The following is a 13,565-nucleotide window of genomic DNA, read 5'->3' on the forward strand; positions in this document are numbered from 1 at the left end:
CCCCGCCACCGCCACCCCTCCGGCCGCTGTCCCTTCGTCCGCCGGTTCCTCGGCCGCCGGCCTCATGTCTGCCGGCCCCGCGTCTGCCGGCCCCGCGTCCGCCGCCGAGCAGCTCACCCTCCGGGTGCTCTCCACCCTGCTGCGCGAGGACGTCCTCGGCCTGCGCACCCGCGGCGCCGTGGAGGACCGCCCGGACGGCCCCTGGCTGACCGTCCCCGAGGCCCGCCTCGCCCTGCCGGTGGCCCCGGAGGGCTTCCAGTGCGAGTACGCCGCCCGGCTGCCGCTCCTGGAACTCGACGGGCGCCGCCTCACCGGCCCGGACACCGTCGTGACGGCCCTCTCCGCACTGGCCGAGGCCGAGGACCGGCCCGGCTGGACCGCCTTCGCCGAGGAGTGCCGGCAGACCCTCGCCACCATGGAACTGCACGAGCGGAACCGCGCCGAGGTGCACGACCGGCTGACCGACCTGTACGGTGTCGACCCGGCCGACTGGACCGGCCCCGGCGCCGCGCTCGGCCACGACACCCTGGCCGCCTACCTCGACCACCCGGTCTACCCGACCGCGCGCGGCCGCTCCGGCCTCACCGAGACCGAACTGCGCGCCTACGCACCCGAGTTCCACCCGGCCTTCGAACTGCGCTGGCTGGCCGTGCCGGTCGGCGCGCTGACCGTCCACGGCGAGCGTCCGCTGCCGAGCTGGTGGCCCACCCCGGCCTGGCTCGGCCTCGGCGACCGCTGCCCGGGAGACGGCTGGGCCACCCTGCCGGTCCACCCGCTCACCGTCGGAGCGCCGCTGGACGAGGCGCTGGCCGCCACCGGCCTGGCCGGCCGCGCGGTGCTCGCCGACCGGCCGTACCTGACCGTCGTCCCGACCCTGTCCATGCGCACCGTCGCCGTCGCCGACGACCCCGCCTGCCACCTCAAACTCCCGCTCGCCACCGCCACCCTGGGCCGCCTCAACCGCCGCACCATCAAGCCCGGCACGCTACTCGACGGCGCGGCCGGCCAGCGGCTGATCGAGGCCGTGCTGGAGCGCGAACCGCGGTTCGCCGACCGGATCCTGCACGCCGACGAGCAGACCTGGGCACACGCCGGACACGAGCTGCTGGCCGTCCTGCTGCGCCGCTACCCGGCCGGGCTGGAGCAGGCGGCGACCGTGCCGCTGGCGGCCCTGCTGGCCCCCGCGCCCGACGGCCGCCTGGTCCTCGACCACCTTGCCGACCGCCACCACGGCGGCGACGTCCTGGCCTGCTACGACGCCCTGCTCGAACTGCTGCTGGACTGGCAGACCACGCTGTTCGGCTACGGCATCGCCCTGGAGTCGCACCAGCAGAACACCTCACTGGTGCTCGACCGGGACGGCCTGCGGCTGCTCTACAAGGACGACGACGGCCCGCGCGTGCACACCGCGCGGATGACCGCCGCCCTCGGTGAACTGGCACCCGCCGTCGACGAGTTCGACGACGCGCGGATCTTCGGCGGGGACGACCGCGCGCTCACCGACCTCTTCGCCACCATCACCGGGCACCTGTGCACCGGCTCGCTCGCCTTCGGCCTCGCCGACCACGGCCGGGCCGAACTCATCGACACCCTCACCCTGTTGCGCAAGCGCACGGCGGAGGCCGTGGATCGGCTCGGGCCGGTGGGCGCGCCGCTGCGGGCGGCCCTGCTGGACGCCGAACGCCTGCCCGTCAAGGCCATGGTCACCGCCGGGACGCTGCTCAGCAAGCAGCGCTCGGGCGCCGCCGACATCAACAAGCACTACACCAGCGGCCCCAACTACCTGCGCGACTCCGCGCGCGAGCCCGCACGGGACTCCGCACACGAGCCCGTACAGGAGCACGTTCCGGACTCCGCGCGCGAGACCGCGCGCCACGCCGCGGGCACCGACGGGGCCGTCCGATGACCGTGGAGACACTGCCGCAGCAGTCGCCTCCCTCCGCCGCACACTCCGGCGGGCTCGACCGGCGCCAGGTGCACGCCGTCGCGGCCTGCTACTTCGTCGCCTCCTTCGCCGCGCTCGGCCTGCCGCCGTACCTGACCGCGATCCTGCCCTCGCTCGGCGACCCGCAGGCCCGCTGGGCGGGCGTGCTGTACATCGTGCCGACGGTGTTCAGCGGGCTCGGCGCACCGCTGTGGGGCCGGCTGGCCGACCGCTTCGGCCGCAAGCGGCTGCTGCTGCGCGCCCAACTCGGGCTCACCGTCTCCTTCCTGCTGGCCGGCGCGGCCGACAGCCTGCCCGCGTTCACCCTTGCCCTGGTCCTCCAGGGCTTCCTCGGCGGCACCTTCGCCGCCACCAACGGCTACCTGGCCGCCGCGCTCGACGGGTCCCGGCTCTCCCGTGCGCTCACCCTGATGCAGGGCAGCGCGCGGGCGGCCCTGGTGGCCGCGCCGATCCTGGTCGGGGCGCTCTCGCCGTGGATCGACCCGCACCGCCAGTACCTGGTGATGGCCGTACTCCCGCTCACCGCAGCGGTGTTCCTCTCACTGCTTCCCGAACCGGAATGCCCGGAGGCCCCGACGGCCACCGCCGACCGGGCACCCGTGAAGTCCGCCACGGCGCCGCTCCTGACGCTCTACGTCCTCGAGTTCGCCTTCGTCTTCGCGACGGTCATCTCCTTCCCGTACCTCATCGCGCTCGCCGAACAGCGCCTGCCCGGCGTGGACGGCACCACCACCGGCGTGCTCTTCGCCCTGCCCCACCTGTGCTACCTGGTGTTCGCCGCCCGCACCCACCGGGTGTTCGACTCCCGCCCGCACACCGGCATCGCGCTCGGCTTCGGCCTCGTGGCGCTCGGCCTGGCCGGACACGCCGTCGCGTACTCGCTGCCCGTGTTCGTCGCCGTCCGCCTGCTACTCGGGGCCGGACTCACGCTGGGCCTCGTCTGCCTCGCCGTGCTCGCCGCCGGCGCCGCCAAGGGCCGCCCGCCCGGCCGGATGTTCGGCACCCTCGAACTCGTCTCCAAGGGTGGCGCCGTCGCCGCCGGCGCCGTCGCCGCGCTGGCCAACGGGCGGTTCGGTGCCGCCGCCCCCGTGGTGGCCGGAACCGCCGCCGCCCTGCTGGCCGCCGTCGCGGCCACCGCACTCACCCTCCCGTCCCTGCGCCAGCGCTGGAGTCGCCGATGACCGCCGAACCGATGACCACCGAGCCGATGACCGACCGGCAGATGTCCACCGAGACGACGGCCGACCGGCAGATGACCGCTCAGCCGATGACCACCAGGTCGGCGAACCGCGAGCCGGCCACCTCCACGCCCCGGTCCGGTGAACTCCCCACCTCCACGCCCCGGTCCGGTGAACTCCCCACCGCTGACGAGGCGGTGGTCCACACCCTGCTGAACTGCCTGCTGCGCGAGGTCTCCGCGCCCGAGCACCAGACCGCCGCCGACGACGGCCGCCTGCTGCTGCGCCTGCCCCGGCGCGGCACCCTGCTGCGGGTCGCCCTGCGCCGCACCTCGCTGCTCGGCGCGCACCGCTTCACCGGGCCGGTCGAGGTCGAACGGGACGGCGAATGGGACGCGTTGGGCTGGCCGGAGCTGGCCGAGTACGTCCAGGACGAGCTGGAGCTGCGCACCGGCACCGTCAACGAGGAGTTCCTCGACCAGGTGACGTCAAGTCATGACGGCGTCCTCCAGGGCCTGGAGCACCGCCCGGCCGCCGGGCCCGACCGCTACCTGGAGTCCGAGCAGGCACTGCTGTTCGGTCACCGCTTCCACCCGGCCCCCAAGTCCCGATCGGCCGCCCGCGGCGACTGGCGCCACTACGCCCCGGAGTCCCGCGCCGACTTCCCGCTGCACCACCTCGCCGTCCGCGCCGAGCTGCTGGCCGAGGAGTCGCTGGACCCGGGCGTCAGTGCCCTGCTGGACGGGCTCGGCGAGGTGCCGGCCGGCTACCGGCTGCTGCCCGTCCACCCCTGGCAGTACCAACTGATCGGCGAACAGCCGCTGTTGCGCGAGGCCATGGCCCGGGGCGACGTCCTCGACCTCGGCCCGCGCGGCGAACGGTTCACCGCCACCGCCTCGGTGCGCACCCTGCACGGCGCCGGCGCCTTCCTGAAGTTCAGCCTCAACGTCCGCATCACCAACTGCCTGCGGAAGAACGCCGCCTACGAGCTCACCGGCGCCGTCGCGCTCACCCGGCTGCTCGCCCCGGCGTTCGCCGACCTCGCCCGACGCTTCCCCGACGCCGCGATGCTGCGCGAGCCGGCCTTCCGCACCCTCGCCCTGCCCGGTGCCGACGGCCTCCCCGACCGGGCGCTGTACGAGGGCTTCGGCCTGATCGTCCGCGAGGGCTTCGACGGCGTGCTGCGGCCCGGTGTGACCCCGCTGCTCGCGGCCGCCGTCGCCGACGAACACCCGACCAGCTCCGCCCACATCTCCCGGCTGCTGGAGGGCGGTTCGGACCGGGCCCCGGTCGAGGACTCGGACGGCACGGCCGCGCTCGACTGGTGGCGCGCCTACCTGCGGCTGCTCGTCCCGCCGGTCCTGGCCGCATACTTCGACCACGGCGTGGTGCTGGAGCCGCACCTGCAGAACGTGCTGATCGGCGTGGACGCCGACGGCCGCCCCGTCCAGGTGCTCTTCCGCGACCTGGAGGGCACCAAGCTCGTCCCCGAGCACAACGCCGACGTCCTCGCCGCCCTCCCGACCGAGGTGGCCGGCCCGATGACGTACGACGCCGAGCGCGGCTGGGACCGGGTGGTCTACTGCCTCCTGGTCAACCACGTCTCCGAACTGCTCGCCGCCCTCGCCGACCGCCACCCCGAGCAGGAGTGCGCGCTCTGGCAGACCGTCCGGGACACCCTGGAGGAGTACGCCGCCGCCCACGGCTGCCCGCCCCGGCTGCGCGCGCTGCTCGCCGGCGTCCCGCTGCCCGCCAAGGCCAACCTGCTGACCCGCTGGGAGCGCAAGGCCGACCGCGAGGCCGGTTACGTCCGGATGCCTTCCCCGCTGGCGGGCTCCGTCCTCGCCGAGGCCGCCCGTATGCCCGCCCACGTGTCCACCAACGTGCCCTCCCACCTGCCCGCCCGCCTGCCCGCCGGGAGCGCCGCCCGATGACCGAGACCGTCCGCAGCCACGTCGCCGCCCTCGCGGCCGACGAACTGCCCGCCTACCTCTACGACCTGACCGCGCTGCGCGCACACGCCGCCGCCGTCCGTGCCGCCCTGCCCGAACGGGTCGAGCTCTACTACGCCGCCAAGGCCAACCCGGAAGCACCGCTGCTCGCCACGCTGCGCGACGCCGTGGACGGCTACGAGGTCTCCAGCGGCGGCGAGTTGGCACACGTCCGGGCCGCCGTGCCGGACGCGTTGCTGGCCTTCGGCGGACCGGGCAAGACCCCCGCCGAGATCGCCGCCGCGGTGGAGGCGGGGGTGCACCGCTGGCACGTCGAGAGCGAGCAGGAGCTGCACCGGCTCGCCGCCGCGCTCGCGGACCGGCCGGACGCCGTCGTGGACGTGCTGCTGCGGGTCAACCTGGCGGTCACCACGGACGCGCTCGATGCGGTGCCGCTCGCGATGGGCGGACGGCCGACGCCCTTCGGCCTGGACTCGGAACAGGCCGAGGAGTGCGTCCGGCTGCTCACCGGCGACGGCCCGACGGGTCGGCAGCTGCGCCTGCGCGGCGTGCACGCCCACCTGGCGAGCGGACTGGCAGCGGAGGAACAGCTGTCGGTCGCCGCTCAGATCGTCACCTGGTCGGCCGCGCTGGCGGAGCGGCACGGCTTCCCGCTCGCGGAGGTCAACATCGGCGGCGGAATGGCCGTGGACTACGAGGACCCGGTCGCGCGCTTCGACTGGACGGCCTTCGGCGAGGGCCTGGCAAAGCTGCTCGACGCCCGCCCCGGACTCACCCTGCGGATCGAGCCGGGCCGCGCCCTCACCGCCCACTGCGGCTGGTACGCGACCGAGGTGCTGGACGTGAAGCAGAGCCACGGCGAGGACTTCGCGGTGGTCCGCGGTGGCACCCACCACCTGCGCACCCCGGCGACCCGGGGACACTCGCAGCCCTTCGACGTGCTCCCGGTGGACGCCTGGCCGCACCCATGGCCGCGCCCCGCCGTCACCACCGGCCGCGCCACCCTGGCCGGACAGCTCTGCACCCCGAAGGACGTCCTCGCCCGCGCGGCCGAGGGCGCGGCGGGACTGCGGGCGGCGGACCGCGTGCTGTTCGCCATGGCGGGCGCGTACGCGTGGAACATCTCGCACCACGAGTTCCTGATGCACCCTCGCCCCGGGTTCCACTACCTGGGCGGGTGACGGGAGCCGGTACCTCGTGGCTGACGGGCACCGCACAGCGGCGACGCACAGCGGGCGAGCGACGACGGACGGGTGACAGATGACAGCTGACAGATGACAGCTTTCGAAATCTGTCAGCTGTCATCTGTCAGCCGTCGGCCGTCGACGGCCGTCCGCCACCCGTCAGCCGAGGTCCGCCAGGCTGTCGACTGTCCGCGCCCCCGGCCGCCGCCGCCCTCTTCCCGCACTCGTGGGAGAGTGGTACACAGCGAAGGGAGCGCGAACGTGCTGATGGACAAGGTGGCGGAGATACTCGCCGAGGCGTCGGCCGAGGCGGTGGAGCCGCGTTTCCGGGCGCTGGCCGCCGGCGAGGTGATGGAGAAGGCACCCGGCGAGGTCGTGACTGTTGCCGACCGCGAGGCCGAGGCCATCATCGCCCGCCGCCTGCACGAGCTGCTGCCCGTCCCCGTGGTCGGCGAGGAGGCCGTCGCCGCCGACCCCTCGCTCGCCCGGGCCCTCCACGACGAGCCCGCCGCCTGGCTGGTCGACCCGGTCGACGGCACCGCCAACTTCGTCGCCGGCCGCCCCGAGTACGCGGTGATGTGCTCCCTGGTCCGCAACGGCCGGACCGTCGCCTCCTGGATCTGGCAGCCCGCCACCGCCACGGCGTACCGCGCCGAACTGGGCGCCGGCGCCTGGCGCGACGGCGAGCGCCTCACCCGCCCGCCGGCACCGCGGGACGCCGCCGAGCTGCGCGGCTCGGTGAAGAGCCGTTACCTCGACCCCGACCACCGCCGCCGCCTGCAGGCCAACTGCACCGCCTTCGGCGACGTCTCCCCCGGCCGGCACGCCGCCGGGATCGAGTACCCCGACGTCATCGAGGGCCGCTTCGACTTCCTCCTCTACTGGCGCACCCTCCCCTGGGACCACGCCCCCGGCTCCCTCCTCGTCACCGAGGCCGGCGGCGTCTCCGCCCGCCTGGACGGCAGCCCGTACCGCCCCGAGGCCCCCGGCTGCGAGGACGGCCTCCTGGTCGCCGCCGACCCCCACACCTGGGAGCTCACCCGCGGGATCCTCATGGGCGCCTGACCCGCCCCCCCCCGGACCCGCCCCCACCCTGCGGGCCGGGCCTCGTCCCGACCGGGCTGTACGCCCCTGGCCGTGCACCCCCCGGCCCTGCATCACCCGGGTCGCACCCCGCCTGGCCCGTCACACCCCGTGGCGGGCTATCCGGCGCGTTCGCCCGCCACCTTGCGGCCCGCACCCACCACCTCCCGCAGCAGGGTCCCGACCTCCCCCACCGTCGTGTGCGGGTTCAGCAGTGTCAGCTTCAGCCGCACCCGCCCCGGCCCCTCCCCCGGCAGCTCCGTGCGCCCGACCACTGCCCGCCCGGTGCGCAGCAGCAACCGCCGCAGGCGGCCGTTCATCTCGTCCAGCGCCGCACCGTCCGTCACACCGGGCGGGCGGTAGCGGAAGAGGAGGACCGTGAGGACGGGGTCGGCGTGGAGTTCGAGGGACGCGTCGGCGCGGACGGCGTCGGCGGCGGCCAGGGCGAGGTCGTGGCAGGTGTCGACGAGGCGTCCCAGGCCGTCGCGCCCGAGGGTGCGCAGCGTGACGGCGAGCTTGAAGGCGTCGGCCCGGCGGGTGGTGCGCAGGGAGCGGCCGAGCAGGCTGGGGTAGCCGGCCTGCTCGTCGTCGACCGGGTTGAGGTATTCGGCACGGCGGGCGAGCGAGACGTAGGTCTCGGCGCGGCGGACCAGGAAGACGCCGGCGGCGGCCGGTTGCCAGCCGAGTTTGTGCCAGTCGAGGGAGACCGAGTCGGCGCGGGCGATGCCGTCGAGCAGTGGGGCGAGCCGGTCGGAGAGCAGGGCCCCGCCGCCGTACGCGGCGTCGACGTGCAGCCACGCGCCGTAGCGGGCGGCGAGGTCGGCGGCGGCGACGAGCGGGTCGACGGCGCCGGTGTCGGTGGTGCCGGCGGTGGCGACGACGGCGATCGGGGTCCGGCCCGCCCAGCCGGCCTCGGCCAGTGATCGCTCCAGCTCCTCCTCCCTCATCCGGAGCCGCCGGTCGACGGCGACGGGGACGACGGCGCGTTCGCCGAGCCCGAGAAGCGCGGCGGCGCGCTGGACGGAGAAGTGCGCGGCTTCGGAGGCGAGGATGCAGGGCCGGACGCCCGCCGGGATCCCGTCCAACTCGACGATGCCGTCGAGCTTCTGGTCGCGTGCCAGCATGAGCCCCATCAGGTTGGACTCGGTGCCGCCGGAGGTGAGCACCCCGGTGGAGCGCCGCGGGTCGTAGCCGACCAGTTCGGCGAGTTCGGCGAGCAGCGCGGTCTCCAACGCCGTGGCCGCGGGGGCTTGGTCCCAGGAGTCCTGGGACGGGTTGAGGGCGCTCACGGCGAGGTCGGCCGCGGCGGCGACGGCGAGCGGCGGGCAGTGCAGGTGGGCGGCGCAGGCCGGGTCGGCGGGGTCGGCCGCTCCGTAGGCGAGGAGTTCGGTGAGCCGGGCGAGTGCGCCGCGGCCGCCGGTCGCGGCCAGGGCGTCGGCGACGAGCGCGGCGATCTCGGCGGGGCTGCCCGCCGGCAACGGCCCGGACCGCATGGCGATGCCGGTGTCGAGGGCGTCGAGGACGGTGGCGAGCAGCGGCGCGAGGGCGCCCGGTCCGGCGGCGCCGCCGGCGAGGGCGTCCGACGGGGTCTCGCCGCCGGGCAGCCCGACCGGTCCGGGCCCGAGGCTGCTCACCGCTGCGCCTCCCCCGCACCACCCGCCGACGGCACCGCGGCGGCCCCGGCCGCCGCCCCGGCCCGGGAGCGGGAACCGGTCGACGGCCCGGACCCGGCCTTGGCCGCGGCCGCGATGGCCTCCGCCAGCCGCTCCAGCACCGCCGCCACCTGCTCGTCGGTGATGGTGAGCGGAGGGAGCAGCCGCAGCACCGCGTCGTGGCGGCCGCCGAGTTCGACGATCAGGCCCCGTTCCAGGCACGCCTCCCGCACCCGTACGGCGAGTGCCGGGTCCGCCGGGTGTGCCCCGCAGGCGTCGGCCTCGACCGTGGGGTCGACCAGTTCGACGCCGACCATCAGCCCCCGCCCGCGCACGTCGCCGATGACCGGCAGTTCGTCCGCGAGTGCCCGCAGCCGGGCGGTCATCCGCTCGCCGACGACGGCCGCCCGCTCGACCAGTCCGTGCGCCGCGACGTACCGGAGGGTCGCGGCCCCGGCGGCCATGGCGAGGGTGTTGCCGCGGAAGGTGCCGGTGTGGGCGCCGGGCCGCCACCCGTCGTAGTCCTCGCGGTAGACGACGACGGCGAGCGGCAGGCTGCCACCGATGGCCTTGGAGAGCACCATCGCGTCCGGGACGACGCCGCTGTGCTCGACCGCCCACATCGCGCCGGTGCGGCCGACGCCGGTCTGCACCTCGTCCACGATCAGCGGAATGCCGCGTTCGGCGGTGATCCGGCGCATCTCGCGCAGCCAGCCGTCGGGCGCGGGGACGACGCCGCCCTCGCCCTGGACGGCTTCCAGGACCATGGCGGCGGGCGGCACCACACCGCCGGAGGGGTCGTCCAGCAGCCGCTCGACGTACGTCGCGGCGAGGTCGGCGCCGGCCTCGCCGCCGACGCCGAACGGGCAGCGGTAGCCGTACGGGTAGGGCAGCCGGACGACCTCGCCGCCGCTCGGCAGGGGCTCCTTGACGGCGACGTTGCCGGTGAGCGCGAGGGCGCCGGCGGTCATGCCGTGGTACGCGCCGGTGAAGGCGAGCGCGCCGGAGCGGCCGGTGGCGGTCTGCGTCAGTTTGAGCGCGGCCTCGATGGCGTCCGTCCCGGCCGGGCCGCAGAAGTGCACGCGGGCACGGGTGGCGAACTCGGCGGGCAGGCTGTCGAACAGGGCGCTGGTGAAGTCGTCCTTCTCGGCGGTGGCGAGGTCGAGCAGGTGCAGCGGGGCGCCGCTGTCGAGGGTGCGGCGGATGGCCTCCAGCACCACGGGGTGGTTGTGGCCGAGGGCGAGGGTGCCGGCACCGGAGAGGCAGTCCAGGTAGCGCCGCCCGTCGGCTCCCTCGACCGTCATGCCGTTGGCGCGGACCGGGACGATCGGGAAGGAGCGGGCGTACGTCCTGGCGGCGGACTCGCGGACGCGCTGACGGCGCAGGATGGCCTCACCGGCGGCCGGGGCTCCGGAGGCGGCCTGGACGGGTACGGCAGCGAGCGACACGACAAACCCCCAGGAAAAGTTAGGTAAGCCTAACTTTACCGGTCCTGACCTGGAGGGATGCCAGCGGGGCACCCAGAATCACCCGCGCGAGTGAACCTCTCCCGATTCCGCCCCGCCCCGTTCCTGGACACCCCCGGCCCTTTCCAACGACCGCCGCACCGAAAGGTCACGGCCCGGAAGGTCACGGCCCGGAAGGTCACGGCCCGGAAGGGCACGGAACGCACGCTCGCCCGGGGGAACCACACCCGCGAGGGCCGCGCCCACGGCAGGCAGCACCGCCGAACCGCCGGGCAACCGAGCGGTCACGTCGCCGGCCCCGGAGCGCTCAGGCCTTCGCCTTCCACCGGTAGCAGAGTTCCGGCCGCCCGACGTTGCCGTACTGCGGCTCCCGCACCGCCCGCCCGGTGTCCACCAGGTGCTCCAGGTACCGGCGCGCGGTGATCCGCGAGACCCCGGCGGCAGTGCCCGCGGCAGCCGCCGACAGTCCCGTGGCGGCCTCCCGCAGCACGGAGGCGACCGTGTCCAGGGTCGGCGCGCTCAGCCCCTTCGGCAGGGTGCTGCGCTCGGGGGTGCGGAGCAGGGCGAACGCCTGGTCCACCTCGTCCTGGCCGGTCGCCTCGCCGGTGCGTCCGAGGCTGTCGCGGTAGCGGGCGTAACGCTCCAGGCGGTCGTGCAGGGCGGCGGCGCTGAACGGCTTCAGCAGGTACTGCACGACGCCCGCCGAGACCGCCTGCCGGACCATGGCGAGGTCGCGGGCGGAGGTCACCGCGATGACGTCGGTGCTGTGGCCGGCGGCGCGCAGCGTCCGGCACAGCTGCAGGCCGTGGCCGTCCGGCAGGTAGAGGTCGAGCAGGGTGAGGTCGACCGGGGTCCCGGCGGCGCGGGCCCGGTCCAGGAAGCGCAGCGCGTCGGCGCAGCTGTGGACGGTGCCGGCGGCGTGGAAGCCGGGCTCGCGCTCGACGTACAGGGTGTGCGCGGCGGCCGCGACCGGGTCGTCCTCGACGACCAGCACGGAGATCCCCGCCGGGCCGGCTCCGCCGTGCGGGGTCATGCCGGGACTCCTTCCGATGCGCGCCCGGCACGCCCCTGCCGGTCCGATGCCGGCCCTTGCCCCGCCCGCTCGCCCGGTCGCCCCGGCGGCTCAACCGGCTCAACCGGCTCAACCGAGTCAGCCGCCCCCGCCGACCGGCCGGCCAGCGGCAGCCGGACCGTCAGCACCGCCCCGACTTGCCGCCCGACCTCGACGGTGCCGCCGTTGCGCCGGGCGGCCTGGGCGACCAGCGCCAGGCCGAGGCCGTGCCCGCGGCCGTCCTGCTTGGTGCTCCATCCGCGCCGGAACACGTCCTCGACGGCCGAGGGGTCGATGCCCGCGCCGGTGTCGGCGACCCGCAGCAACAGGCAGTCGCCGTCCGCACCCGCCCCGACGCCGCCGCGCGCACCACCGTCGAGTGCGCCGCCGTCACACGAACCGGCGTCACGCGAACCGGCGCCGTCGATCCGCGCCGTGACGGTGACCTCCGGCGGGACAGGGCTCTGCGCGGCCCCGGCGATGGCGGCGTCCACGGCGTTGTCGATCAGGTTGCCGAGCACGGTGATCAGGTCCCGGGCGGAGAGCCCGGGCGGGAGCACCCCGTCGTCGATCCGGCTGTCCTCGGTGAGGGTCAACTCCACTCCCCGCTCGGCTGCCTGGGCCGCCTTACCGAGCAGCAGTGCGGCCAGCACCGGCTCGCTCACCGCCGCGACCACCCGATCGGTGAGCTGCTGAGCGAGTTCGAGTTCGGCGGTGGCGAACTCCACCGCCTGTTCGTGGCGGCCGAGTTCGATCAGCGAGACGACGGCGTGCAACCGGTTGGCGGCCTCGTGCGCCTGGGCTCCGAGCGCCTCGGTGAAGCCGCGCACGGAGTCCAGCTCGCCGCTGAGCGACTGCAGTTCGGTGTGGTCCCGGAGGGTGACAACCCGGCCGAGGCCGGTGCCGATGGTGGAGGTGTTGAGCACCACGACCCGCTCGGCGGTGAGGTGCACCTCGTCCCGGACCGGCTCCCCGCCCAGGACGGCCGCCACCAGCGCTTCGGGCAGCCCCAGCCCGGCGAGTTCCCGCCCGTCCACGTCGCCGGTCAGGCCGAGCAGTTCGCGGGCGGCGTCGTTGCACAGCACGACGCGGTGCGAGCGGTCGAGCAGGACCAGCCCCTCGCGCACCGAGCGCAGCGTGGCCTGGTGGTACTCGTAGAGGTGACTGAGCTCGCCCGGTCCCATGCCGTGAGTGTGGCGCCGCAGACGGGAGTTGGCGAGGTAGGTGCCGGCGCCGCCGAGCGCGAGCGCGGCCACCGCCACCCCGACCAGGGCCATCAGCGGACCGCTGAGCTGCGCGGAGATCGACTCGACGGTGAGGCCCACGCTGACCAGGGCGACCACCCGGTGCCGGTCGTCCCACACCGGCGTGACCACCCGGACGGACGGGCCGAGCGTGCCGGTGTACGTCTCGCTGCGGGTCTGCCCGGCGAGCGCCCAGTCGATGTGCCCGAGGTAGCGCTTGCCGATCTGTTCGGGCAGCGGGTGGGTCCAGCGGACGCCGTCGGTGTCCATGACGGTGATGAAGGAGACCCCGGTGTCCGTCCGCACCTGCTCGACGTACGGCTGGAGCACCGTGGTCGGGTCGGGGCCGGTCACGGCCGCCCGGACGGACGGCGAGTCGGCGACGGCGTGGGCGACCGCGGTGACCTGGTTGCGGGCCGCGCGCTCGTTCCGGTCGGCGGTGAAGAGGTACGCGAGGACCGCACCGCCCGCGACCACGGCGGCGACGATCACTACCTGGACGACGAACAGCTGCCCGGCCAGGCTGCGGACCAACCGACGCGGCAGCAGCCGCGGCCGGCGCGACGAACCGTGCGGGCGCGACGGACGCGACGGACGCGACGGACGGAGCAGGCGGTGCAGGGGGAGCCGACGGCGCCGGGCGGTGGGGGCGGTGCGCTCGGACATGCCAGCCAGTGTGCACCACGCAGGGCGCGGCGGACCCCGGTGCAGCAACCGTGAACTCTATGAACGCAAACGTGACCTCCGTCACTCCCCGGCCCATAGTCGGATCGGCCCACCACCCGGGGCCGCCAGGACTGCAGGGCGAAG

Annotated in this window: 9 protein-coding genes; 5 read left to right on the plus strand and 4 right to left on the minus strand. The window is 75.3% G+C overall.

From position 1 onward, the window contains the following. Positions 1–64 precede the first annotated feature (64 nt). The 5 genes from AB0D10_RS03415 to AB0D10_RS03435 all read left to right on the plus strand — a co-directional run bounded on the left by AB0D10_RS03415 (position 65) and on the right by AB0D10_RS03435 (position 7,324). Entirely contained in the window at positions 65–1,906 is a 1,842-nt protein-coding gene (locus AB0D10_RS03415; RefSeq protein ID WP_360250683.1) for an IucA/IucC family protein, read from the plus strand. After that, entirely contained in the window at positions 1,903–3,126 is a 1,224-nt protein-coding gene (locus AB0D10_RS03420; RefSeq protein WP_360250441.1) for an MFS transporter, read from the plus strand. Before AB0D10_RS03415 ends, AB0D10_RS03420 begins: the two co-directional genes overlap by 4 nt. 86 nt (positions 3,127–3,212) lie before the next feature. Further along, complete coding sequence (locus AB0D10_RS03425) at positions 3,213–5,057, plus strand: IucA/IucC family protein (protein WP_360250686.1); 1,845 nt, start codon at positions 3,213–3,215, stop codon at positions 5,055–5,057. Beyond that, a complete protein-coding gene (locus AB0D10_RS03430) occupies positions 5,054–6,256 on the plus strand; it encodes a type III PLP-dependent enzyme (protein WP_360250444.1) in 1,203 nt (400 codons plus the stop codon). The genes AB0D10_RS03425 and AB0D10_RS03430 overlap by 4 nt, the downstream gene beginning before the upstream one ends. Before the next feature lie 270 nt (positions 6,257–6,526). Then, positions 6,527–7,324: an inositol monophosphatase family protein gene (locus tag AB0D10_RS03435; RefSeq protein WP_360250689.1), complete on the plus strand. Its 798-nt coding sequence runs from the start codon at positions 6,527–6,529 to the stop codon at positions 7,322–7,324. Between the two features lie 137 nt (positions 7,325–7,461). Here AB0D10_RS03435 and AB0D10_RS03440 read toward each other — a convergent pair whose 3' ends face one another. The 4 genes from AB0D10_RS03440 to AB0D10_RS03455 form a co-directional block, all read right to left on the minus strand. Beyond that, complete coding sequence (locus AB0D10_RS03440; RefSeq protein ID WP_360250447.1) at positions 7,462–8,976, minus strand: pyridoxal-dependent decarboxylase; 1,515 nt, start codon at positions 8,974–8,976, stop codon at positions 7,462–7,464. After that, positions 8,973–10,442: a diaminobutyrate--2-oxoglutarate transaminase gene (locus AB0D10_RS03445; protein WP_360250450.1), complete on the minus strand. Its 1,470-nt coding sequence runs from the start codon at positions 10,440–10,442 to the stop codon at positions 8,973–8,975. The genes AB0D10_RS03440 and AB0D10_RS03445 overlap by 4 nt, the downstream gene beginning before the upstream one ends. 325 nt (positions 10,443–10,767) lie before the next feature. Continuing rightward, a complete protein-coding gene (locus AB0D10_RS03450) occupies positions 10,768–11,493 on the minus strand; it encodes a response regulator (RefSeq protein ID WP_360250453.1) in 726 nt (241 codons plus the stop codon). After that, entirely contained in the window at positions 11,490–13,421 is a 1,932-nt protein-coding gene (locus AB0D10_RS03455) for an ATP-binding protein (protein WP_360250456.1), read from the minus strand. The genes AB0D10_RS03450 and AB0D10_RS03455 overlap by 4 nt, the downstream gene beginning before the upstream one ends. Between the last annotated feature and the right edge of the window lie 144 nt (positions 13,422–13,565).

This window comes from Kitasatospora sp. NPDC048545 (genome assembly GCF_040651155.1).
Lineage (GTDB): Bacteria > Actinomycetota > Actinomycetes > Streptomycetales > Streptomycetaceae > Kitasatospora.